The organism is Variovorax sp. AB1(2024), assembly GCF_037482385.2.
Taxonomy (GTDB): Bacteria; Pseudomonadota; Gammaproteobacteria; order Burkholderiales; family Burkholderiaceae_C; genus Variovorax.
The window spans coordinates 986,811-1,011,859 of the sequence record NZ_JBBHKP020000001.1; the positions used below are offsets into that span (position 1 = coordinate 986,811).

A 25,049-nucleotide genomic window follows, 5' to 3' on the forward strand; every position below is an offset into this window, starting at 1 on the left:
CATACGGGTGGCCTTTTTTCGTTGCGGCAAGCCTTTCCTGTCGGCTTGCCTTTTCGTTCAACGATCCGAGTGCTTCAGCAGGTAGCTGTTCGAGATCGCCTTGAACGACAGCCCGCCGTCCAGCCGCTTGAACACCACACCTTCCCGCTGGGTGTCCGGGTTCAGCGACGGCCCCTCGGCATACGCCAGCACCTCGGCGGTCGAGCCGCCGAAGCGTTCGAGCGTGGTCACTTCGAGCAGCGGCACGGTGCGAACCGTCGCCCCCAGCACGCGAAGCACGTCGATGACGGCGTTGCGCTCTTCCATCCCGCAGTAAGTGCCCCGGTCGATGTCGAACACATCGAACACGTGGACCGCCTGCCCGCGCAGCTTCTCCGGGTTGCCCTGGATGCCCTCGCCGACGATCTCGCCCTGCAACGCGAGGTTGCGGCCCAGCGTGGCCAGCGCTTCGAGCAGGCGGTCTTGCCGCGCCACGCGCCACAGGCTGTTGCCTGGGGTTTCGCGAAGCTGCCAGTTGCGTCCGCACACACCGAGCGCGCCTGCGTTGTGGAACACGGTCATGCTCGAGCCGTCGAGCTTGACCGTGACCTCGAACGACTGCCCGTCATGGGCCGCGAGCACCTCGGGCAGGTTCTGGATGCGCTCCTGGTCGGTCTTGGCGATGAACGCCGGAAATGCGCCTTCCACATCGCCCGACAGGCACGCCGGAATCACCGGCTCCCACTTGCCGACGCCGAACAGCTCGGCCCAGTCGCGTTGGCGAAGCGCCGGATCGGCCAGCGCGAGCGCGTCGATCTCGGCGAATCGCGACAGCGGCAGGATCAGCCCTTGCGAGATCTGCCCGCGCAGCTTCATCGTGCGAAGCCGTACGCCGCGCTTGCCGTTCCAGGTGATGGCCGACTTCTCGAGAAAGGCGAAGCGCGGATCGTCGAGCGGCAGGAACGCGTCGATCTCGAAGAAGACGCCCCGGTCGCCGGCGGCGAACTCCCCCTTCTTGGTGACGACGGTCCAGCCTTCGACGATGGCGCATTCGATCGCGTCGGCCCCGGGGATGGGGCGAACGGCATCGACAGTGCGGACGGTGACAAGCTTGCGCATGGTTTTTTCTCCCTGTGGTTGATTGATGATGAACTGACGGTGACGCAAAAAAAGAAAAAGGCCCGGAACCATTCGGTGTCCGGGCCTCTTGTGAAAGAGTGTCGAAGAGATGTGCGCTATGCGCTGCCCCCGCCCGGTGGTGTGTGTTCGCCTGCCTGCTGCAGGTTCGTCGCATGGTCGATGCCGTACGCGAATGTGCCGCCCGATGCGGGGCAGACGATGCGGCGGATGTTGGCGATGACCGATGCGGCGTTCACGATGAAGTTTCGGTGGAGGTGTGCGTTTCGAAGGAGGCGGACTGTAAAGAGTATTTACCGGGCCGTCAACCTCTGGCCGGCAGCACCATCCCCCGGCTCTCCCCGAACCCGATGCGCGCATGCCCCGGCTTCTCGCACCAGCCGCGCAGCAGCACAGCGTCGCCGTCTTCGAGAAAGCCGCGCTGCTCGCCGTTGGCCAGCGTCACCGGGCTCTGCGCCGCGCGCGTCAGCTCGATGATCGCGCCGGCCTCGCCGGGGCCCGGCCCGGAGATCGTGCCGCTGCCGAACAGGTCGCCGGGGTTCAGGCTGCAGCCGCCCATGGTGTGGTGCGTCACCATCTGCGCCACGCTCCAGTACTGGTGCCTGAAGCTGGTGGACGAGAGGCGCGATGGCCCTGTCTTCTCCTTGCGCGCTTTCTCGCTCTCGAGCCAGACCTCCAGGCGGATGTCGAGCGCGCCACTCTCGCGGTTCGCCGCGTTCTCCAGATAGGCAAGCGGCTGGGGCTCGTCGGCCGGCCGTGTCCACGCTTGCCGGTAGGGCGCGAGCGCTTCCATCGTCACGATCCACGGCGAGATCGTGGTCGCGAAATTCTTCGCGAGGAACGGCCCGAGCGGCGCCATCTCCCAGAACTGGATGTCGCGCGCCGACCAGTCGTTGAGCAGGCAGATGCCGAAGATGTGCTCCTCCGCGCGCTCCAGTGCAATGGGCTCGCCCTGCGCATTGCCGGTGCCGATCCACACGCCCAGCTCCAGCTCGTAGTCGAGCCGCGCGCAGGCCTGGTACGTGGGCGCCTTCGCGCCGGGCGCCATCGCCTGGCCCATCGGCCGATGAAAGCGCTGGCCGCTCACGCCGATGGTCGACACCCGCCCGTGGTACGCCGTGGGGATCCAGCGGAAGTTGGGTGTCACGTCGCCGTCGGGGTTCATCAGGCGGCTGATGTTTAGCGCGTGATCGATGGAGGTGTAGAAGTCGGTGTAGTCGCCGATGCGCGCGGGCACGGTGTATTCGGCATCGGCCTGCGGCACGAGGCATTCGCGCACCGCCTGCACCGTGGCAACCGGCGCATCGTTCTTCAGGAGGTCGAAGAGCGCATGGCGCAGCGCCTTCCATGCGGCGGCGCCAAGCGCGAAGAAGTCGTTCAGCGCAGGCTGCGCGGCCGCGCGTGCCGCATGCAGCGCGAGGCCCTCGAGCTGCTCGCGCGTGGCCAGCGCAGCGAGGTCCAGCACCTGGTCGCCGACGGCGACGCCGCCGCGAAAAGCCTCGCTGCTTCCCGCGCGGCGGAACACCGCATGCGGCAGGTTCTGTATGGGAAAGTCGCTGCCCGCCGCATTGGCGGATTCGACCCAGCTGCGCGCATGAACGTCGTGCGTGTGGTTGAGTGCAATGCTCATGAACGGGCCCTCACACCGAAGCCATCAGCGCGTCGTCGAAGATCGCGACCGCGCGGGTCCAGCCCGCCGACGCACCGCGGATCTTGTGCGGAAAGCAGCTGATGAAGAAGCCGGTAGGCGGCAGCGCCTCCAGGTTGTGCAGCTTCTCGATGTGGCAGTAGCCGATGTCGCGGCCGGCCTTGTGGCCTTCCCAGATCAGCGAGGCGTCTTGCGTCTCGCCGTACTTCTTGGCGGTGTGCACGAAGGGGGCGTCCCAGCTCCATGCGTCGGTGCCGGTGAGGCGCACACCGCGCTCCAGCAGGTACATGGTCGCTTCATAGCCCATGCCCGCGCCGGCCGACACGTAGTCGGGGTTGCCGTAGCGCGAACCGGCGCGCGTGTTGACCACCACGATCTCCAGCGGGCTCAGCGTGTGGCCGATGCGCTTGAGCTCGGCCTCGACGTCCGCGGCGGTCACCACGTAGCCGTCGGCGAAATGCCGGAAGTCGAGCTTCACGCCGGGCTGGAAGCACCACTCGAGCGGCACGTCGTGGATGGCGATGGCGGGCTTCTTCTCGCCCAGCGCCTTGTCCATGGTCGAGTGGAAGTGATAGGGCGCATCGAGGTGCGTGCCGTTGTGCGTGGACAGCTGCACCAGTTCCACCGCCCAGCCCTCGCCGTCGGGCAGGTCTTCCTTCTTCAGGCCCGGAAAGAAAGGCTCGATCTGCTCGTAGGTCTGCTCGTGCGTGAAGTACTGGATCTTGGGCGCGAAGGCCGGCGGGTCGGACAGCACGTCGTTCTCCAGGAAGATCGACAGGTCGACGAATTTGCGTGGCATGGGAACTCCTTGCGGTGTGTTGATGTTGGTGTTGGAAGACGAAGGAATCAGGGGTGCTGCCAGCGCAGCAGGCGTTGTTCGGCAAAGGCCAGCAGCGCATTGCTCGCGAAGCCGATGAGCCCCAGCAGCACGATGCCCGCGAACAGGTCGCTGGCGCGGAAAGCGCGCGCCGCCAGCAGGATGGCCTGGCCCAGGCCGCTTTGCGAGGCGATCATTTCGCCCACCACCGCGACGATGAGCGCAATGGTCAGCGCCAGGCGCATGCCGGCCAGGATGTCGGGCATGGCATTGGGCAGGCCCATCTTCCAGATGTACGCCGCGCGCGACATCTGCAGGCAGCGCGCCACTTCCGACAGGCGCGGCTCCACCGCAGCGAAGCCGTGCACCGTTGCCAGCAGCACCGGCCACATCGCGCCGAAGGCGACCACGAAGAGCACCATGCCGGGGTTCAGGCCGAAGATGGAAATCGCCAGCGGCAGCAGCGCGGAAGCGGGGAGGGGGCGTATGAACTCCAGCGTCGGCTGCACCCAGGCGCGCACCGAGGGCGACACGCCGATGGCCGCGCCCAGCAGCACGCCGAACAGCGAGGCCAGCAGCCAGCCTTCGATCATCCGGCCCACCGTGGCCTGCGTGAAGCCGAGCAGTTCGCCGTTGCCGCCGGTGCCCGAGAGATTCAGCCCTTCGAGCAGGCTTGCGAACGTGGCCTGCGGCGTGGGCAGGAACACGCGGCTGACCCAGCCCGCGTTGCTGGCCACCCACCACAGCCCGACCAGCGCGAGCAGCACGCCGAGCGAGCCGAGGCGATTCAGATGCGCGCGGCCATTCATGGCTGCACTCCCATCCGCCGCGCCACCATGCGCTGCAACAGCAGCATGCCGGCATTGATTGCAAAGCCCACCACGCCGATCCAGCCCAGCCAGGCGAGCATCAGCGCGGGGTCGAAGCTCTGCTGCGCGATCATCATCGCGTAGCCCATGCCGTTGGGGTTGGCCGCGATCTCCACCGTCACGGCCACCACCAGCGCCACCGCCACGCCCAGCCGCAGCGCGACGAACAGGCGCGGCACGATGGCGGGCAGCACGATCTTGAAGGCCCGCTCGCGCGCCGACAGCCCCAGCACGCGGCTTACCTCGAGCAGCCGGGGCTCGACCTGCTGCACCGCCGCCTGCACCAGCACCAGCAGCGGCCAGAAAGTGGCAAAGGCGACGATGGCCAGCTCCATGCGCACGCCGAAGCCGAAGCCCAGCATCGCGAGCGGAATCAGCGCGACCGAAGGCACCGGGCGCAGCACCTCGATGGACATCGACCCGAGCTGCGCCGCTCGGCGCGAGAGCCCGAGCACCAGGCCCAGCGCAATGCCGAGCACCGCGCCCAGCAGCAGGCCCAGCGCGGCGGTGCCCAGCGTGAAGCCGGTGGCCTGCCAGAGCGAGCCGTCCATCGCCGCGCCGGCGAAAGCCTTGGCCGCGGCACTCGGCGGCGCGAGCGAATCGCTGCCCAGGGCAGCCGCGCGGCGCGCATACCACTCGAAGAGGCCGATCAGCAGCGCAGGAAACACCCACGGCCGCAGCCAGCGAAAGAAGCCGCGCTCAGTCATGGCCCTGCTCGATGAAGGCGAAGAGTTCGCGCCGCAAGCGCAGGTACTCCGGATGCTCCTTGGTCGTGAGCTGGTCGCGCGGACGCGGGATCTTCACGTCGATCATCCGCGCGAGGCTGGGCCGGCCCGGACCTGGGTTGGCCTGCAGCGCGATCACGCGGTCGCCGAGGTAGATGGCCTCTTCCAGGTCGTGCGTGACGAACAGCACCGTGAGCCCGTCGTCGCGCACCAGCCGTGCCAGCTCGTCCTGCAGGCTCTGCCGCGTCAGCGCGTCCAGCGCGCCGAAGGGCTCGTCCATCATCATCAGCTCGGGCTTCTGCGCGAGGCAGCGGGCAATCTGCGCGCGTTGCTGCATGCCGCCCGACAGCTGCACCGGGAACTTGTGCGCATGCCTGGCCAGGCCGACCTTGCCCAGCACATCGGCAATGCGCGGCGCGCGCTCGGCCGTCGGCACGCCGGCGGCTTCCAACGCCAGGCTCACGTTGCCTTCCACCGTGCGCCAGGGCAGCAGCGCGCGGCCGTAGTCCTGGAACACGAAGGCCACCTCGCGCGAGGGCTCGGTCATCTTCACGCCGTTGCGCCGCACCTCGCCCGCGCTGGCAGTGACGAGGCCGCTGGCCGCGCGCAGCAGCGTGGTCTTGCCGCAGCCGCTGGGGCCGACGATGCAGACGAATTCGCCGCGCGCCACGTCGAACGAGGTGGGCGACAGGATCTCTCGGCCGCCGAGGCGGATGGTCACGCCGTCGAAGCGCAGGAAGGGAGTGGCTTGCATCGCGGGGCCGGTTGGCGAATCGAATGCGCTCGCCGACAGCGCGGCGCGCGCGGTGACAGGGGCGGGCGCCGAGATCACTTGGCCACCAGCTTCGCCACGTCGATGTTCGTCTTGAGCATGTCCTGCTCCTTCATGAGCCCGGTCCAGTAGGCGAGCTGCTTCTCGGTCACCACGGGGCCGGGCGGCGAAACTTGCACCTTGGCCAGCACCTCGGGCGGCAGCTTGATGTACTTGCCGATGGCCGCGCGCACCTTCGCGTCGTTCTTCGGCTGCTGCATGAACGCGGCCGCTTCCACCAGCGCCTCGCGGAACGCGCGCGCCGCCGCCGGGTTCTTCGCCACCCATTCGCGCTTGGCCGCATGCACGATGGTCTGGTTGTTCTCGGGCAGGAAGGTGGAGTAGTACGAGGCCACGTAGCCTGCGCCGCTTTCGGTGATGCGGCTCATGAACGGGTCGGCGGACACCACCGCGTCGACCGATCCGCCTCGCAGCAGGTCGGCATGCTGCGGAAACGCAGCCTCCACGAAGTTGACCTTGCGGTAGTCCACGCCGCTGTCCTTCAGCCATGCGCGGAAGGTCACGTGCAGGAAGGCGCCCAGGCCCGGCACGCCGATCTTCTTGCCCACGCAGTCCTGCGCGCTCTTGATGCCCGAGCCGGCGCGCGCCACCAGGCCGAAGCCGGTGATGGTCTTCGAGGTGAGCCCGCCGCCGGCCACCAGCACCAGGTCGAGGCCGCCGTCCACCGCCTGCAGGAACACCGACGGCGTGGGCCCGCCGATCTGCAGCGAGTCGGACTGCAGCGCGGCCGGAATGGTCGAGTTCAGCGGAATGAACTTGAGCTCGACATCGAGGCTGCGCTTCTTGAAGTAGCCCTCTTCGGCCGCCACGAACACCGATGCGAAGTCGGTCACGGCCGTGTAGCCGAACACGATCTTCGTGGCGGACTGCGCGAGCGCGGGCAGCGCGGCGGCGGCCGATGCGGCAGCGAGCGCCGACAACAACAGGGTGCGCCGTTTCACCGGGGTCTTCGTCATCATGTCTTCTGTCTCCGTGGGATGGTTTTCGTGGATGGATTCCTGGCCGCCTTCGGGCGAGGCAGCGCGGCGCGCAGGCCGCCGACGATGAAGTTCACGAGCATCGGCGCCACGGCCGCGTCGGCGCGCTTGTTCTCGCCGCGCGAGAGCCGTTCGATGCGGCTGTCGTTCAGGTGGTGCAGCAGCGAGCCCAGCGCGAACTGGTAGCCCCAGGCGACCTGGCTGCGCGAGGCGTGCGGCAGTGCGATGTGCAGCGCGTCGATGTAGGCCTCGGCCAGCGGGTCGAAGTAGCCGCGCAGCACGCGGTCGGCTTCCTCGGTCGCGTGGTACAGCTCGCGCGCCACCAGCAGCGCGTAGTACTCGCCCTCGGCGCTCGCGCGCAGCGCCAGCACCGGCGCGGTGAAGGCTTCGATGATGCGCGGCAGCGTGCGCACGTCTTCGGGGTCGAGGGTCAGGGCGGCCAGGCCGGCGAGCCGCTCCTCGATGGTGTGGCCCCAGTGTTCGAAGATGGCGTGAAACAGCTCGTGCTTCTGGCCGTAGTAGTAGCCCACGAGCGCCAGCGGCACGCCGGCTTCCTCGGCGATCTGGCGGATGGTGACCACGTGGTAGCCGTGCCGCGCAAAAAGCTTCTCGGCCGCCAGCAGGATGGCGTGCTTGCGGTCGGGGCGGGCAGTCTCGGCGGCGGCAGGTGCCGCGGCGCGCGAGGCGCCGCGCCTGTGGGTCGGTGTGCGGGTGCTCATCGGGGCGTATTGAACGCTTGTACAAAAAACTTGAACACACGTACAAACCCTGAGGTCAACCCCGATTGAGCACGGTCGTTCGCAGCGCTACGCTTGCAGGATGCCCGCCCCCAACATTCCCCAGATCCGCCTCTATCAGAACTGGCTGCGCGAGAAGCGCGGCCTCTCCTTCGACAGCTACGACGCGCTGTGGCGCTGGTCCGTGACCGAGCTCGACGCCTTCTGGCGCAGCATCTGGGACTACGCCGCCATCCAGTCCCCCACGCCGCTCGCGCCCGGCGCCACCGTGCTGGCCGAGCGCCGCATGCCCGGCGCGCAGTGGTTCCCCGGCGCCCAGGTCAACTACGCGCGCGAGGTGCTGCGCCACGTCGATGCGGCGCACGCGGCCGGCATGCCCGCGATCGTGAGCGACAACGAACGCGGCGACGTGCGCGAGATGTCCTGGCCCGAGATGCGCCGCCAGGTCGCGTCGGTCGCGCTCACGCTCAGGGCGCTGGGCGTGCGCCGCGGCGACCGCGTCGCGGCCTACCTGCCCAACGTGCCCGAGACCATGGTCGCCTTCCTGGCGTGCTCCAGCATCGGGGCGATCTGGAGCGTGTGCGCGCCCGACATGGGCACCGCCGCCGTGGCCGACCGCTTCCGCCAGATCGAGCCCAAGGTGCTGATCGCGGTGGACGGCGTGCACTACGGCGGCAAGCCGCTCGACCGCAGCGCGGTGCTGCGGGAGCTGCGCGGCCAGCTGCCCAGCGTGAAGAAGCTGGTGCTGGTGAAGTCGCCCTTCGCCGCCAACGCAGTGCCGCACGACATCGACTGGTCGCGCGCCGTCGGCCGCTACGACGACGAGGTCAACGCCTTCGAACCCGAATGGCTGCCCTTCGACCATCCGATCTGGATCGTCTATTCCAGCGGCACCACCGGGCTGCCCAAGCCCATCGTGCACGGGCAGGGCGGCATCATCCTCACCATGCACGCCTGCGGCCTGCACAACGACGTGGGCGCGAGCTACGGCGCCAACAACCTCGGCGAGCGCTACCACTGGTACAGCTCCACCGGCTGGGTCATGTGGAACTCGCAGCTCTCGGGCATGGCCTTCGGCGCCACCATCTGCATCTACGACGGCAACCCGGCGGGCAGCAAGGAGAAGCCCGACTGGAGCGTGCTGTGGCGCTTCGTGGCGCGGCACAAGGTCACCTTCTTCGGCGCCGGCGCGGCCTACTTCACCAACTGCATGAAGGCCGGCCTCGTGGCCAAGGACTGCGGCGACCTGTCGGCCGTACGCGCGCTCGGCAGCACCGGCTCGCCGCTGCCCGAGGAAGTTCAGCGCTGGGGCTCGCGGCAGATCCTCGACGCGGGCTCCCCCGACGTGTGGTGGTGCAACATCTCCGGCGGCACCGACTTCTGCGGCGCCTTCGTCGGCGGCAACCGCGACCTGCCCGAAGTGCCGGGACAGATGCAATGCCGCGAACTCGGCCATGCCGTGGAAGCCTGGAACGACGACGGCCAGCCCGTCATCGGCGAGGTGGGCGAGCTGGTGTGCACCCAGCCCATTCCGTCGATGCCGCTGTACTTCTGGGGCGACGAGGGCAACGCGCGCTACCTGTCGAGCTACTTCGACACCTACCCCGGCGTATGGCGCCACGGCGACTGGATCAGGATCGGCGCCGACGGCGGCTGCATCATCTACGGCCGCAGCGACGCCACCATCAACCGCCAGGGCCTGCGCATGGGCACCAGCGAAATCTACAGCGCGGTCGAGGGCCTGCCCGAGGTGCTCGACTCGATGGTGGTCGACCTGGAGTACCTGGGCCGCGACAGCTACATGCCGCTGTTCGTGGTGCTGCGCCCTGGCGTGGCGCTCGACGATGCCATGCGCGCGCGGCTGAACAACGCCATCAAGACGTCGCTGTCGCCGCGCTTCGTGCCCAACGACATCTTCCAGGTGGGCGAGATTCCGCGCACGCTATCCGGCAAGAAGCAGGAGCTGCCGATCAAGAAGCTGCTGCTGGGGCAGCCGCTGGAGAAGGTGGTCAACCGCGAAGCGATGGCAAACCCCGGAAGCCTCGAGTGGTATGTGGCCTTCGCCGCGGAGCGTGCCTCCGCATAATGGGCGGATGAAAAGACGTACCGGCCTCCTCATGTTTTCCGCCGTGGCAGGCGCTTCTTTGCTGGGTGCCTGCGCGGCGCCCTCGTCGTCCGGCGCGGCTGCTGGAGCCTCGCAGTTGCGCGTGACCGGCACCGTCGCCTATCGCGAGCGCATCGCGCTCGACCCAGCGGCCGAGATCGTGGTGCAGCTGCTCGACGTGTCGCGCATGGACGCGCCCTCTACCGTGCTGGCCGAGCAGCGCTTCAAGGCCGACGGCAGGCAGCCGCCGTTCGCCTACGAGCTGAAGGTGGACGCGGCCCGCATCGATCCGCGCATGCGCTATGCCGTGTCGGCGCGCATCTCGCGCGGCGACCAGCTGCTGTTCATCAACGACACGCAGTATTCGGTGCTCACGCAGGGCAACGGCACCAGCGCCAACCTGGTGCTGGTGCGCGTCACCCAGGCGCCGCGCTAGAGCGGGCCGCTACGAAGTCATCAGCTCGTAGAGCACCATGCGCGTCTGCCGGCCGCGCAGCTCCACGAGCTCCTCGATGCGGCGCGTGTGCAGCCGGCCCTGCAGGCCCGCGAACGTCACCTCCGACATCAGCACCTGCGTGCCCAGCTGCTTGTTGATGCCCTCGATGCGGCTCGCCACGTTGATCACGTCGCCGAACGCGGTGTACGACAGCCGGTCGTTCGAGCCCAGCACTCCCGCGATCACCATGCCCGTGTGAATGCCCACGCGCGTGCGGAACTCGGGCAGGCCCTGTTCAACCCACCGGCGGTTGAGTTCGTCCATTTCCACGTGCAGCTCGAGGGCCGCCATGCAGGCCCTGTACTCGGCGTCGGGCAGGTCGGCGGGCGCGCCCCACAGCACCATGATGCCGTCGCCGATGAACTTGTCGACCATGCCGCCGTGCCGCGCGAACACCGCCGTCGCGAGGTTGAAGTACTCGGTCAGCATGCCCACCAGCACGTCGGTGTCGAGCGACTCCGAGATCGAGGTGAAACCCTCCACGTCGCTGAACATCACCGTCACCCGGCGCGGCGAGCCGTTGGGCGCGAGTGCATGGCCGTCGGCGACCAGCTGGTTGATGACATCCACCGGCACGAACTTGCTGAAGGCCTTGAGGCTGCGCGCGGAATCGTCCAGCGCCTGGTCCAGGTGCTGGATCTCGAGCACGCGGCTGGGCTCGCGCGGCAGGTTGTCCAGCTCCAGCAGGCCGATGCGCCGCGCGATGTGCGAGAGGTTCTCCACCGGCGATGTCACCAGCTTCGACAGCTTGAGCGACATGAACAGCGCCACCGCCAGGAAGGCCAGCGCGAGCAGCAGGCTCAGCAGCACGGCATGCCGCAGGTCGCCCAGCAGGACGTCTTCGGGCACCCAGCTCACCAGCTGCCAGCCCGTGCTGGGAATGGACGAGGTCTGCACCAGATAGTTGCGCCCTTCGTGCGTGAACGAAAACTCGGTGTCGTGGCGGCTGCCCGCGGTGCCGTCGGCCAGCATGTGGGCATGCAGCGCGCCGAGCACGCCCGACGGGAGCTCCAGCTTGTGGAGCACGCCCGGATGATCGCTGCGCGCCAGCACGCGGAAGTCGGCGCTCAGGAGGGCGCTTTCGCCGTGGCCGATGCTGCTGCTGAATTGCTGCACGAACCCCGACAGGCGCCCCAGCGACACGTCGCCCGCCACCACCAGCGCCTGCGTGCCGCCCTCGGCGTAGCGCCGCTTGCCTGGCAGTGCGTAGGTCACGCCCAGTTCCTGCGCGGCGGCAAACACATAGGGCTGCGTCCATACCGGCCCCTGTGCCTTGCGGGCCTGCACATACCAGCTGCGCTGCGTCGGGTCGTAGCGGCTGTGCAGGGTCTCGACGCGCCGCGTGGCGTAGCGGTCCTGCACGTCGGCTTCGGCCGAGGGCGGCGGCTTGTAGTGCCAGGTCTCGGTGGTGAACTGCGGGCCGCGCTCTATGTGGCGCATGGCGGGCGTGGGGTAGCGCAGCGCCATCAGCATCTGGCCGGCTTCGTTGGCCACGTAGATGCTGTCGAGCTCGGGCGATTGCGCCAGCAGCGTCCACAGCAGCTCCGAAGTTCTCTCGGACTGCTCGCCCGCGGGCCGCAGGCTGGGGGCGCTGCCCGCCGCGTCGATCACCGACTCGGCCTTCTGCAGGAAGGCCAGCACCTTGTCCTCGGTGCGGTCGTGGTTGGCCTTGTGCGCGGAAGTGCCGATGCGCGAGACCAGCCGCTGCGACCCCCAATAGCCCAGCGACACCAGCAGCAGCGACTGCGTGAGCGCCACCGCGCTGACGATGGTGCCCACGTCCACCCTGAAGCGCCGCGAGCGCTTCGATGGCGGTGCCGCGGCGGCGGATTCGAAAGGCGGCTTTCCCGCCACACCCGGATTCCCGGACGAGTTCTTGTTCATACAGCTCCCTGACGACCACTCGAACACACCCGCGCCACGAAGGCGCGGATCGGCATCCGGCGAGTCCGCGGCCCCGATCGTTGGTGTCGGAGATCCTGGCGGGTGCCTGATGCGGTGGCGATTTTCGCCGGTCTTGGCTGGGAATGCGGCCGCGCCCTACAAGTAGAACGACCGTGCGGGAAAGCCCTCGTTCAGCGCGCGTCGTGGAAGATGATGCCCAGCGTGTGCCTGCGGCCCGAGCGCAGGCGGCTCACGCCGTGGCGCATGGTCACGCGGTAGCTGCCGCGCGTGCCCACCACGGGCCGCTGGTTGACCGCGAAGATCACCGCCTCGCCCAGCGCGAGCGAGACGACTTCGGCGCGCGACTGCATGCGCGGGCGCTGCTCGGTCAGCACGAACTCGCCGCCGGTGAAGTCTTCGCCCGGCCGGCTCAGCAGCACCGTGAGCTGCAGCGGAAACTGCAGGTCGCCGTAGAGGTCCTGGTGCAGGCAGTTGTAGTCGCCTTCCTGGTAGCGCAGCAGCAGCGGAGTGGGGCGCGACTGGCCGGCTGCGTGGCAGCGCGCGAGATAGGCGGCGTGGTCCGGCGGGTAGTCGGCGGGCTGGCCCATCGCGGCGGCCCAGGCGTTGGCCAGCGGCGCGAGGCGTTCGTACAGCGCGCCGCGCCAAGCGGCCAGCTTGGGCGGCAGCGGGTTCGCGAAGTACTGGTACTCGCCCTGGCCGAAGCCGTGGCGCTGCATGACGACGCGGCTGCGGAAGTGGGCGGGCCGGTCGTACATCGCCGTGAGCGCGGCGCACTCCTGCGACGTGAACAGCACGCCGGTGGTTGCGCAGCCGCGGTTGGCGAGCTCGGTTTCGATGCGGGGCCAGTCGAGCGCTGCGACGAGAGAGGCGGGGCTTGTCATGCGCGGAGTTTCCGGCTTCGGCACTGCCTGCGCTCGCCGTTTCCGGACACGGGTCCGCGGCATGCGCCGTGCCGCCGTTTTTGAGCGATCATCCGGCCATGGCAAGAGAAAAGACGACGACCGCGCGTGCGAGCGCCACGGGGCAACTGGTGCAGGGCCGCTCGGTTGCGACGCTGGGGCGCGGCATGGCGCTGGTGAAGGTCGGCAAGGCGGCGCGGCCGGCAGTGCGCCCCGAGGACAACACCACGGTGCTGCTGAAGAAGGCGGCCCGTGCGCTCAACAAGCCCGGCATCGACAGGGCGGTGGTCTTTCGCGGACCCAACGCAGCCAGGATATTCGCCTACTACGCCTACCCGCAGGACCCGACCAAGGTCATCCGCGAGTCCGCCGACGGTACCCAGGTGATCGGCCGGCTGGTCGACGGCAGGTTCCGCGCGAGCAAGGCGTGAGCCGCCGCCCACCCGGTCTCGAGAAGCTGCTCGAGCAGACGCAGGGGCCGCGCCCGGTGGCCTTCGTTCTTGCCGGCCACAACGGCTCCGGCAAGTCCACGCTGTGGTACTCGCGCCTGGCTGCGTCGCTGCGCATGCCGCTCATCAACGCCGATCGCATGATGATGTCGATCCTGCCGGACGCCGACCCCCGTACCGGGCATATCCCGCCCTGGGCCCAGCAGCTGCGCGACGACGACCTGAAGTGGCAGATCCTGTCGCAGGAAGGCGTGCGCGCCTTCAAGAGCCTGGTGATGGACCAGCGCATGCCCTTCGCGTTCGAGACGGTTTTCTCGCACTGGAAGCCGCTGCCCGGCGGCGGCCACGAATCCAAGGCGGACGACATCCGCGCGATGCAGCAGGCGGGCTATTTCGTCGTGCTGCTCTTCGTCGGCCTGGTGTCGGTCGACATGTCCGTCTTTCGCGTGAGCACCCGCAAGCAGCAGGGCGGCCACGACGTGGACCGCAGGAAGCTCATCGAGCGCTTTCCCCGCACGCAGGCGGCGGTCGGGCATGCGGCGCAGATCGCGAACATGACGCTCATGTTCGACAACAGCCGCTCCGAGAAAGACGCCTTCGCGCTGGTGCGGGCGCAGGCGAAGAAGTCGGTTCTGTTCGACGCGCGCGATCCGCAGTTCAAGATCGATCCTCAACTCCGTGCCGTGTGCGATCCGTGGCTGGAGAAGGTCGCGGGGCCGTTCAGGCCGCGGCGCATTTCGCCGCCGAAGAAGATTGCACCGGAACAAGTGCTGGGCGGGAACACCCCATGAGCACCGCCGTGATGCCGCAAGCGCTCGTCGACCTGCCCGGCGCGCCGCCGCTCACCCTTGCCGCGCCTGCCCGAGCAGCCAGTCGCTGAAGAACTTCAAGAGCGGCCGCTGGTCGGCGCGCTCGGGCGTGACGAGGTAGTAGTTGCGCTCGCCCGACAGGGGCCGCGCGCATGCGACGACAAGCTCGCCGCGCGCCAGTTCGTCGGCCACCAGCATCGTCGGCATCAGCGCCACGCCGAGGCCATGGGACGCTGCGGCCGCGAGGATGGAGAACAGCTCGTAGCGCGGTCCGCCGCGCGCGTTGGGTGCGTCGATCTGCTGCGCGTCGAACCACTGGCGCCAGCCGTCGGGCCGGGTGCTCTGCTGCAGCAGCGGCATCTTCGCGATGGCAGCCGGCGTCACGGCCTTGCCGCGCGGCAGCAGGGCGGGGCTGCACACCGGCACCACGTCTTCGTGCATCAGCAGCAGCGCATGCGTGCCGGCCCAGTTCTCGACCTGCGCGGGCGTGCCAGCGTAGAGCGCGGCGTCGAACTCGGCATCCGCGAACAGGAAGGGACGGGTGCGTGTCTCGATGTGCACCACCACGTCGGGCTGCAGCGCCGCGAAACCTTTCAGGCGCGGCATGAGCCAGCGGGTGGCGAAGGTGGGCACGGCCGCCAGCGAGAGCGAGCCGCCTTCGCCCTGGTGGGCCATCGCGTCGAGCGTGTCGCGCTCCATGGCCTCGAGGCGCTTGGCCGTCTGCCGCGCATAGGCCGCGCCGCTGGCGGTGAGCGCCACGCCGTGCCGTGTGCGGCGGAACAGCGCCACGCCCAGGAAGGCTTCGAGCGTGCCGATCTGGCGCGACACCGCGCTCTGCGTGAGGGCCAGCTCCTGCGCGGCGCGCGTGTAGCTCTCGTGGCGCGCGGCGGCGTCGAAGCACACCAGGGTCTGCAGGGGCGGGATCTTGCGGCGCATGCATGTATGCCTGGAAAGTATGAATGGAACGCAGCGCTCGCCAATGAAGACGCTGCCCGAACATCTTGCAAGACATTCTACAAACGCATATCTGGGTGAGGAATCCTCGTTTGCGTCATGGCTTGCGCGTGGCTAGGATCGACCGATCCCCCTCTTTTTGTTTTCTTCCCCCTTCTCCGGAGACAGCCACATGGCCGCCAAAGCGCAATTCCACTGGGATGACCCCCTTCTTCTCGACCAGCAACTGACCGACGAAGAACGCATGATCCGCGACGCGGCCAACGCCTACTGCCAGGAGCGCCTGGCGCCCCGCGTCACTGAAGGCTTCCGCACCGGCGAGACCGACCCGGCCATCTTCCGCGAGATGGGCGCGCTCGGCCTGCTCGGCCCGACCATCCCCGAGCAATACGGCGGCCCCGGCCTCAACTACGTGGCCTACGGCCTGATCGCCCGCGAAGTCGAGCGCGTCGATTCGGGCTACCGCTCGATGGCCAGCGTGCAGAGCTCGCTGGTGATGGTGCCGATCTTCGAATTCGGCACCGAAGCGCAGAAGCAGAAGTTCCTGCCCAAGCTCGCCACCGGCGAATGGATCGGCTGCTTCGGCCTGACCGAGCCCGACCACGGCTCCGACCCCGGCAGCATGGCCACGCGCGCCAAGAAGGTGCCGGGCGGCTACTCGCTCAGCGGCTCGAAGATGTGGATCAGCAACTCGCCCATCGCCGACGTGTTCGTGGTGTGGGCCAAGGAAGTCAGCGAAAGCGGCACGGTCGGCCCCATCCGCGGCTTCGTGCTCGAGAAGGGCATGAAGGGCCTGAGCGCCCCCGCCATCCACGGCAAGGTCGGCCTGCGCGCCAGCATCACCGGCGAGATCGTGATGGACGGCGTGTTCTGCCCCGAAGAGAACGCCTTCCCCGAAGTGCAGGGCCTCAAGGGCCCCTTCACCTGCCTGAACAGCGCCCGCTACGGCATCTCGTGGGGTGCCCTGGGCGCCGCCGAAGACTGCTGGCACCGCGCCCGCCAGTACACGCTGGACCGCAAGCAGTTCGGCCGCCCGCTGGCCGCCAACCAGCTCATCCAGAAGAAGCTGGCCGACATGCAGACCGAGATCACGCTGGGCCTGCAAGGCAGCCTGCGCCTGGGCCGCATGAAGGACGAGGGCATTGCCGCCGTCGAAATCACCTCGATCATGAAGCGCAACAACTGCGGCAAGTCGCTGGACATCGCCCGCATGGCGCGCGACATGATGGGCGGCAACGGCATCAGCGACGAATTCGGCGTGGCACGCCACCTGGTGAACCTGGAAGTGGTCAACACCTACGAAGGCACGCACGACATCCACGCGCTGATCCTGGGCCGCGCCATCACCGGCATCGCGGCGTTCGCGAACTGATCGAACGCATGAGCAACAAGCCCGCAGCACTCGACGGCATCAAGGTCCTCGATCTGTCCCGCGTGCTCGCGGGCCCGTGGTGCACGCAGATCCTGGCGGACCTGGGCGCCGACGTCGTCAAGATCGAGCGCCCCGGCGTCGGCGACGACACGCGCACCTGGGGCCCGCCCTTCATCAAGGACGCCGACGGCAACGACACCGACCAGGCCAGCTACTTCACCGCCTGCAACCGCAACAAGCGCTCGGTCACGGTCGACATGGCCACGCCCGACGGGCAGGCGCTGCTCAGGCAGATGGCGGCGCAGGCCGACATCGTGGTGGAGAACTTCAAGACCGGCGGGCTGAAGCAATACGGCCTCGACCAGGAAAGCCTGCGCGCGGCCAACCCGCGCCTCATCTACTGCAGCGTGACCGGCTTCGGCCACGACGGCCCCTATGCGGAGCGCGCCGGCTACGACCTGATGATCCAGGCCATGACCGGAATGATGAGCATCACCGGCCGCCCCGACGACGTGCCCGGCGGCGGCCCGCTGCGCGTGGGCGTGGCGCTGACCGACCTGTTCACCGGCGTCTACGCCAGCACCGCGATCCTCGCGGCGCTGCAGGTGCGCGACCGCACCGGCCAAGGCCAGCACATCGACATGGCGCTGCTCGACGTGGGCATGGCCATCCTCGCCAACCAGGCCAGCGCCTTCCTCAACACCGGCAAGGCGCCCGGGCGCCAGGGCAATACGCACCCGAGCCTCGCGCCCTACCAGGACTTTCCGACGCAGGACGGCGCGATGCTGCTGGCCATCGGCAACAACGGCCAGTTCGCGCGCTTCTGCGAAGCGGCGGGCCATCCGGAATGGGCGAGCGACGCGCGCTTTGCCACCAACACCCTTCGCGTGAAGCACCGCGGCGTGCTGATCCCGATGATGGAAGAACTCACGCGCACCCGCACCACGGCAGCGTGGGTCACGCTGCTCGAGGACAAGGCCGTGCCCTGCGGCCCTATCAACGACATCGCGCAGGCCTTCGACGACGCGCAGGTGCAGGCGCGTGGCCTCAAGGTCACGCTGCCGCGCGACGCGGGCGACGGCATCGCCAGCATCACCGGCGTGGCGAGTCCGCTGCGCCTGTCGGCCACGCCGCCCGTGCTGCGCCACGCGCCGCCCGCGCTGGGCCAGCACACGCGCGAGGTGCTGGCGGAGATGGGCATCGACGACGCCCGCTTCGACGCCCTGCGGTCGGCCGGCGTGGTCTGAAAAAAACGGCGCAGGCACGGCGAGCCCGGTGCGCCTTCCGGCGCCTGCGGCCGCAATCGCCTGACGCCCTTCGTCAGCCCGCGCGCCCGATGGTCGCCACCGCGAACACCGCCACGCCCAGCACCAGGTTCAGCGTCACCAGCTTGCGCACGGTATCCAGCCGCGCGGCAGCCACCGGCCACGCGCTTTCTTCCACCGCGCGCCGCATGGCCCGGAACACCGAGGCGCGGATGTAGACGTAGATCGCGGCCATCACGATCGCGATGCTCATCATGGCCTCGATGCGCCAGTGCAGGCCGCGAAAGCCGCCTGCCGCCATGATCATTCCCACGCCGGACACGAACAGCAGCGTGACCGACGCATCCACCCCGACGAAGAAGCGCCGCAGCGTCGCGGCCATCATGCGCAGCCGCAGCGGCGGCTCCAGCGTGGCGACGGCCGAGGGGCGCACCGCGAAGTGCATGGTCGCCATCCCGCCGACCCAGAAGGCGGCGCACAGCAGGTGGATGAAGAGTGCAATGACGTAGGACATGTGGTCCGATCAGAACACCGAAGCGGCGATGTGCGCAATGCGGCGGATCATCCCTTTCAGGCCGGGGTGCTTCTGGCCCGCGCGGCCGTGCGTCTTTCCTTGGCGGGCGTGTCGTCGGCATAGACCCGCATGTCGGCCACCACGCGGCGCAGCAATTCGGCCGCGGCCGGCGACAGCATGCGGCCGTGGCGCGACACGATGTGCGAGCGCCCCTGCGACAGCAGCGGGTTCTTCATGGGCAGCTCCACCAGTTCGGGGCTGTTGGCGTTGGGCGTGAGCGAGATGCGCGTGCCCAGCGTGTAGCCCAGCCCGGCCGACACGAAATGGCCGAGCGCGCTGAACGAGGTGGTGGTCAGCAGCGCGGGCAGCCGCACGCCCTCGCTGACCTCCGCCGCCTCGATGTGCTGGCGCACGCCGAAGTGGCGGTGCAGCGTGGCGCCGGGGTAGGGCAGCAGGTCGGCCAGCTTGAGCGGCCGGCCCAGCTGCGCGAGCGGATGCGAGCGCAGCACCATCGCCTGGATGGGCTGCGGGTGCGACTGGTGCGAGGTGAGCCGGTCGTCCTTCGGTGGCTGGAACAGCATGCCGATGTGGGCGCGCTCCTCGACCACGCGGCGCACGATCTCGTCGGTGCTGGCCACGTCCAGCTCGATGGTGATCTTCGGGTGCGTGGTCATGAAGTCGCGCAGGCTGTGGCGCATGAGCCAGTCGACGTAGCCCTCGCCCGCCACGATGTCGATGTGCCCGCGCTCGATCTTGCGGATGCTGTCCATCTGCGCCATGAGGTGCTGCTTCTGGCTGTTCTGGCGCCGCACGTAGCCGGCCAGCATCTCGCCCGCGTCGGTGGCCACCACGCCGCGTCCGTGGCGCTCCAGCAGCGGCACGCCGCACTCCTGCTCGAGGATGCCGATGGCGCGGCTGACGGCCGAGGGGTCCATGTCCAGCACGTCGGCGGCACCGCGCACCGAACCGCTGTCGAGCACCTGCATGAAGTAGCGCACGCGGCGCGTGTCGAGCTTGTCGTCCATGGCCCGGTCTCCTGAAGTTCGTGGCGAGTGTTGCATTCAATGCATCGAATATCCCTATTTGCGGTCATTGATGCAATAGAGCCGGACGCGGAAACTCGCCCGCATTCCGCCAGAAGAAGCCCCACCCATGACCTCTGCCGCCTCCGTTCTTGCCGCACCCGTACGCTCCAGCGCCTCCGGAAAACTCAAGCTCGTGCTCGTCACGCTGGCCATCGTGGCCGCGGCCGAACTCATCGGCCCGGTGCAGTTCAGCGTCGGCCCCGGCAAGGTGGCGCTGCTGCCGATGCTGTGGGCGCTGCTGATCGCGGCCGTGTGGGGCATTGCGCAGCGCCGCCTGCCGGGCGCGGTGCGCGTGGCCACGGCCGAGCAGTCGCTGGCCGGCGGCCTGCTGAACGCCGGCCTGCTGCTGTTCGTGGTGAAGCTCGGCCTCACGGTGGGCGCCGCGCTGCCGCAGGTCAGGCAGGCCGGCTGGGCGCTGCTGTTCCAGGAGTTCGGCCATGCGCTCGGCACCCTGGCGCTGGGCCTGCCGCTGGCGCTGCTGCTGGGCATCAAGCGCGAGGCCGTGGGCGCGACCTTCTCGGTGGGCCGCGAGGGCAACCTGGTGATCATCGGCGAGAAGTACGGCATGGCCTCGCCCGAAGGCCGCGGCGTGCTGGCCGAGTACATCACCGGCACCGTGCTGGGCGCGCTCTTCATCGCGGTGCTGGCGGGCTTCATCGCCAGCCTGCACATCTTCGATCCGCGTTCGCTGGCCATGGGCGCCGGCGTGGGCTCGGGCAGCCTGATGGCCGCCGCGCTGGGCGCCATCGCCGCGCAGCAGCCGGCCGAGATGCTGCCGCAGCTCACCGCCATTGCGGCCGCCTCGAACCTGCTGACCACCGTGGCCGGCTTCTACTTCACGCTGTTCCTGTCGCTGCCGCTGTGCTCGTGGCTCTACGGCAAGCTGGAGCCGGTGCTGGGCCGCTTCTCGAAGCGCGGCGCGCAGGACGCGGCGGGCACGGGCGCGGTGTCGCAAGTCAGCATGGCGCACGGCGGCGCCACGTCGCTGCGCGACACGCTCATCGCCTGGACGGTGGTGGGCGGCGGCGTGCTCATCGGCAATTCGCTGACCTACAAGGTGCCGGTGCTGGTGTCGCTCGAAGGCATGGCGGCGGTGGTGCTGATCGCGCTGGTGGTCGAGGGCATCAAGCGGCTGGTGCCGCGCCTGCCGATGGTGCTGGTGCTGTCGGTGGTGGCCACGCTGGCGGGCATTCCGGGGCTGTTTCCGTTTTCCGACGCGCTGATCGCCATCACCGCCAAGCTCAACTTCCTGGCCTTCACCACGCCGGTGCTGGCGCTGGCCGGCTTCTCGGTCGCGAAGGACCTGCCGGTGTTCCGCCAGTTGGGCTGGCGCATCGTGGTGGTGTCGCTCACCGCCACGGCCGGCACCTTCCTGGGTGCGACCTTGATCGCCGAATTCTTCCATTGACCCCGACAACCCCACGAGAGACCCACGCCATGTACCGCGACCCCGAAATCGCCGAAGACACCCGCGCCCGCATGCTCAGCTGGCGTCGCGACATCCACGCCAACCCCGAGACCGCCTTCGAGGAACACCGCACCGCCAACGTCGTCGCCAACGCGCTGATGCTGATGGGCCTGCCGGTGCACCGCGGCCTGGCCGGCACCGGCGTGGTCGGCACGCTGAAGAACGGCGAAGGCCCGAGCATCGCGCTGCGCGCCGACCTCGATGCGCTCAACATGCAGGAACTGGGCACGCAGGCGCACGCCTCCAAGTGCGCCGGCAAGATGCACGCCTGCGGCCACGACGGCCACACCGCCATGCTGCTGGGCGCCGCCGAGCACCTGTCGCGCCACAAGCCCTTCAAGGGCACGGTGCACTTCGTGTTCCAGCCCGCCGAAGAGAACGAAGGCGGCGGCCGCGTGATGGTGGAGGAGGGCCTGTTCGACCGGTTCCCGGCCGACGCCGTCTACGGCATGCACAACTTCCCGGGCCTGCCGCGCGGACAGTTCGCGATCCGCAAGGGCACGATGACGGCCTTCCTCGACACCTTCGAGATCGTCATTACCGGCAAGGGCAGCCACGGCGCCATGCCAGAGACCGGCATCGACTCGGTGGTGGTCTCGGCCCAGCTCGTCAATGCATTGCAGACCATCGTGAGCCGCCGCACCGGCGCGACCGACTCGGCCGTGGTCAGCGTCACGCAGATCCACGGCGGCGACACCTGGAACGTGATTCCCGAGACCGTGGTGCTGCGCGGCACCGTGCGCACGCTCGACGCCGCCATCCAGGACAAGACCCAGGCCGCCATGCAGCAGATCTGCGACGGCGTGGCCGCCACGCACGGCGCGAAGGTGGCGCTCGACTACCGCCGCGGCTACCCCGGCGTGGTCAACACGCCCGCCGAGACCGATGCCGCCGTGGCCGCCGCAGCCAGCCTGGTCGAGCGCGCGCAGGTCAAGACCGACATCCCGCCGGCCATGGGCTCGGAAGACTTCGCCTTCATGCTGCAGAAGCGCCCGGGCGCCTACATCGGCATCGGCGCAGGGGAAGGCCCGAACGACCCGAACGTGCACAACCCGTACTACGACTTCAACGACAACATCCTGCCGCTGGGCGCGGCCTACTGGGTGGCGCTGGTCAGGCAGCAGCTTCCTGCATCAGGGGATGAGGGCATGATGCGCTGATGCTCTCCGCCTTCGACATCTTCAAGATCGGCATCGGCCCGTCGAGCTCCCACACCGTGGGGCCGATGCGCGCCGCGCTCATGTTCGCCCGGTCGCTCGAGCGGCAGGGCGTGCTGGCGCAGGTGGCGCGGCTGCATGCCGACCTGTTCGGCTCGCTCGGTGCCACCGGGCCCGGGCACGCCACCGACCAGGGCGTGATCCTCGGGCTCTTCGGCGACGCGCCCGACACCGTGCGGCCCGAGACCGTGCAGCCCCGGCTGGAGGCGCTGCGCCGCACCGGGCGGCTCGACCTGCTCGGCCGCAAATCCATTGCCTTCGACCGCGTGCGCGACATCGCCTTTCGCGGCGAAGAGTCGCTGCCCGAGCACCCCAACGCCATGCGCTTCACCGCGTTCTCGGCCGAAGGCGCCGTGCTGGCCGAGGGCACGTATTTCTCGGTCGGCGGCGGCTTCGTCGTCGAGGGCGGGCAGGCCGTGGCCGAGACGGTGGCCGCCGCGTCCGCCGTGCCGCATCCCTTTTCCACGGGCGACGAACTCATGGCGCAATGCCGCGCCACCGGCCTGTCGGTGGCTGCGCTGGTCATGCGCAACGAATGCGTCTGGCGGCCCGAGGCCGAAGTGCGCGCCGGGCTGCTGCGCATCTGGGGCGTGATGCAGCAGTGCGTGCAGCGCGGCTTCGGCATCGACAACCCGCTGGCCGCGCAAGCGCTGCCCGGCCCGCTGCGCATGCGCCGCCGCGCGCCGGAGCTGAACCGCGAACTGCTGGCGCAGGCCGGCGCGGCCGATCCGCTCGCGGTGATGGATTGGGTCAATGCCTTCGCGATGGCGGTGAACGAGGAGAACGCCGCCGGCGGCCGCGTGGTCACCGCGCCCACCAACGGCGCGGCGGGCGTGGTGCCGGCCGTCATGCACTACTACCAGCGCTTCGTGCAGCAGGCGGGCGATGAAGGCATCGTCGACTTCCTGCTCACCGCCGCGGCCATCGGCATGCTCTACAAGGCCAACGCCTCCATCTCGGGCGCCGAGGTCGGCTGCCAGGGCGAAGTGGGCGTGGCCTGCTCCATGGCTGCCGGCGCGCTGGCCGCGGTGCTCGGCGCCACGCCGGCGCAGGTCGAGAACGCCGCCGAGATCGGCATGGAACACAACCTGGGCCTGACCTGCGACCCGGTCGGCGGCATGGTGCAGATCCCCTGCGTGGAGCGCAATGCGATGGGCGCGGTGAAGGCCATCAACGCGGCGCGCATGGCGCTGCGCGGCGACGGCAGCCACTATGTGTCGCTCGACGCGGTGATCCGCACCATGAAGCAGACCGGCGAAGACATGAAGTCCACCTACAAGGAGACTTCGCTGGGGGGGCTTGCGGTGAACGTGGTGGAGTGCTGACCGAGCCTGCGTCAGAATGGCCGGCTCACTGTGCAATGCAGAAAGCCGAGGCCCCATGACCCGCTCCGTCGCCGAAAAGCGCGCCGACTTCCGCGCCCTCCACGAAAAAGGCTGCTTCGTGATTCCGAACCCCTGGGACACGGGCAGCGCGCGCTACCTCGAAGGCCTGGGCTTCAAGGCGCTGGCCACCACCAGCTCCGGCTTCGCGTGGTCGCGCGGACAGGCCGACGGGGCGCTGTCGCGCGCGCAGGTGCTCGACCACCTGCGCGAGCTGGTGGCGGCCACCGACCTGCCGGTGAACGCCGACTTCGAGAACGGCTTCGCCGCCGACGCCCAAGGCGTCGCTGAGAGCGTGCGCCTGGCCATCGAGACCGGTGTGGCGGGCCTGTCGATCGAGGACTCGACCGGCAACGCGGCCGACCCGCTCTTTCCCATTGAAGTGGCGGCCGAGCGCATGCGCGCCGCGCGCCAGGCCATCGACGCCTCGGGCGCCGACGTATTGCTCATCGGCCGCGCGGAGAACTTCTTCGCCGGCCGGCCCGATCTGGACGACGCCATCGCGCGGCTCAAGGCGTATTCGGACGCGGGCGCCGACTGCCTCTACGCGCCGGGCATCAAGACCCGAGAGCAGATCGCGGCGGTGGTCGCGGCCGTGGCGCCCAAGCCGGTCAACCTGCTGGTCGGCGGAACCAGCGAGCTGAGCATGGTGGACATCTCCGAGCTCGGCGTGCGCCGCGTCAGCGTGGGCGGCGGCATGGCGCGCGCGGCCTGGGGCGGCTTCATGCGCGCCGCGCGCACGCTCGCCGACGAAGGCCGCTTCGACGGCTTCGCGGACGCCGCGGCGGGCAGCGAACTCAACGCCTTCTTCCGCCCGTTCGCCGGCTGACGCGGTGGATGCGCTGCTCGCCGAGGTGCGTGCCTGCCGCGCATGCGCGGTGCACCTGCCGCTCGGGCCGCGTCCCGTGGTGCAGGCCGGCGCGAGCGCGCGGCTGCTGCTCGTCGGGCAGGCGCCCAGCCTCACGGTGCACAAGACCGGCGTGCCATGGGACGACAAGAGCGGCGAGCAGCTGCGGCGCTGGCTCGGCGTGGACCGTGCCGTCTTCTACGACCCCGCGCGCATCGCGCTCATGCCCATGGGCTACTGCTACCCCGGCCGCGGAACCAGCGGCGACCTGCCGCCGCGCCGCGAGTGCGCCGCGCTGTGGCACGGCAAGCTGCTCGCGCGGATGCCGCACATCGAGCTGACGCTGCTCATCGGCCAGTACGCGCAGCGCCACTTCCTCGGCAAGACCGCGCGCGCCAACGTGACCGACACGGTCGAGGCCTTCGCTGACTACGCGCCGCGCTTCATTCCGTTGCCGCATCCGTCGCCGCGCAACACCGGCTGGTTCAAGCACCACCCGTGGTTCGAGAGCGACGTGCTGCCCGCGCTGCGCGAGCGGGTGCGACTGGCGCTCGGCACCTGA

The 25,049-nt window shown here is 69.2% G+C and carries 25 protein-coding genes; 11 read left to right on the forward strand and 14 right to left on the reverse strand.

The window, feature by feature from the left end:
- Nucleotides 1–57: 57 nt before the first annotated feature.
- The 9 genes from WIX39_RS04805 to WIX39_RS04845 all read right to left on the reverse strand — a co-directional run bounded on the left by WIX39_RS04805 (nt 58) and on the right by WIX39_RS04845 (nt 7,703).
- Nucleotides 58–1,098 (reverse strand): RNA ligase (ATP), encoded by a 1,041-nt coding sequence (locus WIX39_RS04805; protein ID WP_409194598.1) that lies wholly within the window; start codon nt 1,096–1,098, stop codon nt 58–60.
- A 116-nt stretch (nt 1,099–1,214) separates the two neighbouring features.
- Nucleotides 1,215–1,355: a hypothetical protein gene (locus WIX39_RS04810; RefSeq protein WP_159053677.1), complete on the reverse strand. Its 141-nt coding sequence runs from the start codon at nt 1,353–1,355 to the stop codon at nt 1,215–1,217.
- Nucleotides 1,356–1,420: 65 nt separating this feature from the next.
- Nucleotides 1,421–2,746 carry a fumarylacetoacetase gene (fahA, locus tag WIX39_RS04815; protein WP_106936222.1) on the reverse strand — a complete coding sequence of 442 codons (1,326 nt, stop codon included), beginning with the start codon at nt 2,744–2,746 and terminating at the stop codon, nt 1,421–1,423.
- 10 nt (nt 2,747–2,756) lie between these two features.
- Nucleotides 2,757–3,563, reverse strand: coding sequence for a cyclase family protein (locus WIX39_RS04820; RefSeq protein ID WP_081267321.1), 807 nt, complete (start codon nt 3,561–3,563; stop codon nt 2,757–2,759).
- Between the two features lie 47 nt (nt 3,564–3,610).
- On the reverse strand, nt 3,611–4,390 hold the full coding sequence (locus tag WIX39_RS04825; protein WP_205367717.1) for an ABC transporter permease: 780 nt from the start codon (nt 4,388–4,390) through the stop codon (nt 3,611–3,613).
- Nucleotides 4,387–5,157 (reverse strand): ABC transporter permease, encoded by a 771-nt coding sequence (locus tag WIX39_RS04830; protein WP_106936220.1) that lies wholly within the window; start codon nt 5,155–5,157, stop codon nt 4,387–4,389. The genes WIX39_RS04825 and WIX39_RS04830 overlap by 4 nt, the downstream gene beginning before the upstream one ends.
- Entirely contained in the window at nt 5,150–6,007 is an 858-nt protein-coding gene (locus WIX39_RS04835; RefSeq protein ID WP_106936219.1) for an ABC transporter ATP-binding protein, read from the reverse strand. The genes WIX39_RS04830 and WIX39_RS04835 overlap by 8 nt, the downstream gene beginning before the upstream one ends.
- A complete protein-coding gene (locus WIX39_RS04840) occupies nt 6,004–6,966 on the reverse strand; it encodes an ABC transporter substrate-binding protein (RefSeq protein ID WP_234382177.1) in 963 nt (320 codons plus the stop codon). Before WIX39_RS04840 ends, WIX39_RS04835 begins: the two co-directional genes overlap by 4 nt.
- Entirely contained in the window at nt 6,963–7,703 is a 741-nt protein-coding gene (locus WIX39_RS04845; protein WP_106936217.1) for a TetR/AcrR family transcriptional regulator, read from the reverse strand. The genes WIX39_RS04840 and WIX39_RS04845 overlap by 4 nt, the downstream gene beginning before the upstream one ends.
- Nucleotides 7,704–7,803: 100 nt before the next feature.
- Between WIX39_RS04845 and WIX39_RS04850 the strand changes: the two genes are divergently transcribed.
- Both WIX39_RS04850 and WIX39_RS04855 read left to right on the forward strand, forming a co-directional pair.
- Nucleotides 7,804–9,807 carry an acetoacetate--CoA ligase gene (locus WIX39_RS04850; protein ID WP_205367719.1) on the forward strand — a complete coding sequence of 668 codons (2,004 nt, stop codon included), beginning with the start codon at nt 7,804–7,806 and terminating at the stop codon, nt 9,805–9,807.
- A gap of 7 nt (nt 9,808–9,814) precedes the next feature.
- Entirely contained in the window at nt 9,815–10,261 is a 447-nt protein-coding gene (locus tag WIX39_RS04855) for a YbaY family lipoprotein (protein ID WP_234382174.1), read from the forward strand.
- A gap of 9 nt (nt 10,262–10,270) precedes the next feature.
- Here WIX39_RS04855 and WIX39_RS04860 read toward each other — a convergent pair whose 3' ends face one another.
- Nucleotides 10,271–12,205: an adenylate/guanylate cyclase domain-containing protein gene (locus WIX39_RS04860; protein WP_205367721.1), complete on the reverse strand. Its 1,935-nt coding sequence runs from the start codon at nt 12,203–12,205 to the stop codon at nt 10,271–10,273.
- A gap of 191 nt (nt 12,206–12,396) precedes the next feature.
- Entirely contained in the window at nt 12,397–13,107 is a 711-nt protein-coding gene (locus tag WIX39_RS04865; protein WP_106936214.1) for a 2OG-Fe(II) oxygenase, read from the reverse strand.
- 98 nt (nt 13,108–13,205) lie between these two features.
- On the opposite strand from WIX39_RS04865, the gene WIX39_RS04870 reads away from it, so the two are divergent.
- Together WIX39_RS04870 and WIX39_RS04875 are read left to right on the forward strand one after the other, a co-directional pair.
- Nucleotides 13,206–13,556 (forward strand): hypothetical protein, encoded by a 351-nt coding sequence (locus tag WIX39_RS04870; protein ID WP_234382172.1) that lies wholly within the window; start codon nt 13,206–13,208, stop codon nt 13,554–13,556.
- Nucleotides 13,553–14,365, forward strand: coding sequence for a zeta toxin family protein (locus WIX39_RS04875; protein WP_106936213.1), 813 nt, complete (start codon nt 13,553–13,555; stop codon nt 14,363–14,365). Before WIX39_RS04870 ends, WIX39_RS04875 begins: the two co-directional genes overlap by 4 nt.
- A 51-nt stretch (nt 14,366–14,416) precedes the next feature.
- On the opposite strand, the gene WIX39_RS04880 is transcribed toward WIX39_RS04875, so the two are convergent.
- Complete coding sequence (locus tag WIX39_RS04880; RefSeq protein ID WP_081267332.1) at nt 14,417–15,319, reverse strand: LysR substrate-binding domain-containing protein; 903 nt, start codon at nt 15,317–15,319, stop codon at nt 14,417–14,419.
- A gap of 190 nt (nt 15,320–15,509) precedes the next feature.
- Here WIX39_RS04880 and WIX39_RS04885 point away from each other — a divergent pair, with 190 nt between their 5' ends.
- Nucleotides 15,510–16,709: an acyl-CoA dehydrogenase gene (locus WIX39_RS04885; protein WP_081267333.1), complete on the forward strand. Its 1,200-nt coding sequence runs from the start codon at nt 15,510–15,512 to the stop codon at nt 16,707–16,709.
- Nucleotides 16,710–16,717: 8 nt separating this feature from the next.
- Complete coding sequence (locus WIX39_RS04890; RefSeq protein ID WP_106936212.1) at nt 16,718–17,956, forward strand: CaiB/BaiF CoA transferase family protein; 1,239 nt, start codon at nt 16,718–16,720, stop codon at nt 17,954–17,956.
- A 73-nt stretch (nt 17,957–18,029) separates the two neighbouring features.
- On the opposite strand, the gene WIX39_RS04895 is transcribed toward WIX39_RS04890, so the two are convergent.
- A complete protein-coding gene (locus WIX39_RS04895; protein ID WP_106936211.1) occupies nt 18,030–18,488 on the reverse strand; it encodes a CopD family protein in 459 nt (152 codons plus the stop codon).
- 56 nt (nt 18,489–18,544) lie between these two features.
- Nucleotides 18,545–19,513, reverse strand: a complete 969-nt coding sequence (locus tag WIX39_RS04900; protein ID WP_106936210.1) for a LysR family transcriptional regulator — start codon at nt 19,511–19,513, stop codon at nt 18,545–18,547.
- A gap of 127 nt (nt 19,514–19,640) precedes the next feature.
- Here WIX39_RS04900 and WIX39_RS04905 point away from each other — a divergent pair, with 127 nt between their 5' ends.
- The 5 genes from WIX39_RS04905 to WIX39_RS04925 are packed head-to-tail and all read left to right on the forward strand — an operon-like array spanning nt 19,641 to nt 25,049.
- The gene (locus tag WIX39_RS04905; protein WP_106936209.1) at nt 19,641–20,981 is read left to right on the forward strand and encodes a DUF3100 domain-containing protein; all 1,341 of its coding nucleotides are present in this window, start codon (nt 19,641–19,643) and stop codon (nt 20,979–20,981) included.
- Nucleotides 20,982–21,010: 29 nt separating this feature from the next.
- Nucleotides 21,011–22,201: a M20 aminoacylase family protein gene (locus tag WIX39_RS04910; RefSeq protein WP_409194599.1), complete on the forward strand. Its 1,191-nt coding sequence runs from the start codon at nt 21,011–21,013 to the stop codon at nt 22,199–22,201.
- Nucleotides 22,198–23,583 (forward strand): L-serine ammonia-lyase, encoded by a 1,386-nt coding sequence (locus tag WIX39_RS04915; RefSeq protein ID WP_199851978.1) that lies wholly within the window; start codon nt 22,198–22,200, stop codon nt 23,581–23,583. The genes WIX39_RS04910 and WIX39_RS04915 overlap by 4 nt, the downstream gene beginning before the upstream one ends.
- Before the next feature lie 55 nt (nt 23,584–23,638).
- Nucleotides 23,639–24,469: an isocitrate lyase/PEP mutase family protein gene (locus WIX39_RS04920; protein ID WP_106936206.1), complete on the forward strand. Its 831-nt coding sequence runs from the start codon at nt 23,639–23,641 to the stop codon at nt 24,467–24,469.
- 4 nt (nt 24,470–24,473) lie between these two features.
- The gene (locus tag WIX39_RS04925) at nt 24,474–25,049 is read left to right on the forward strand and encodes a uracil-DNA glycosylase family protein (RefSeq protein WP_106936205.1); all 576 of its coding nucleotides are present in this window, start codon (nt 24,474–24,476) and stop codon (nt 25,047–25,049) included.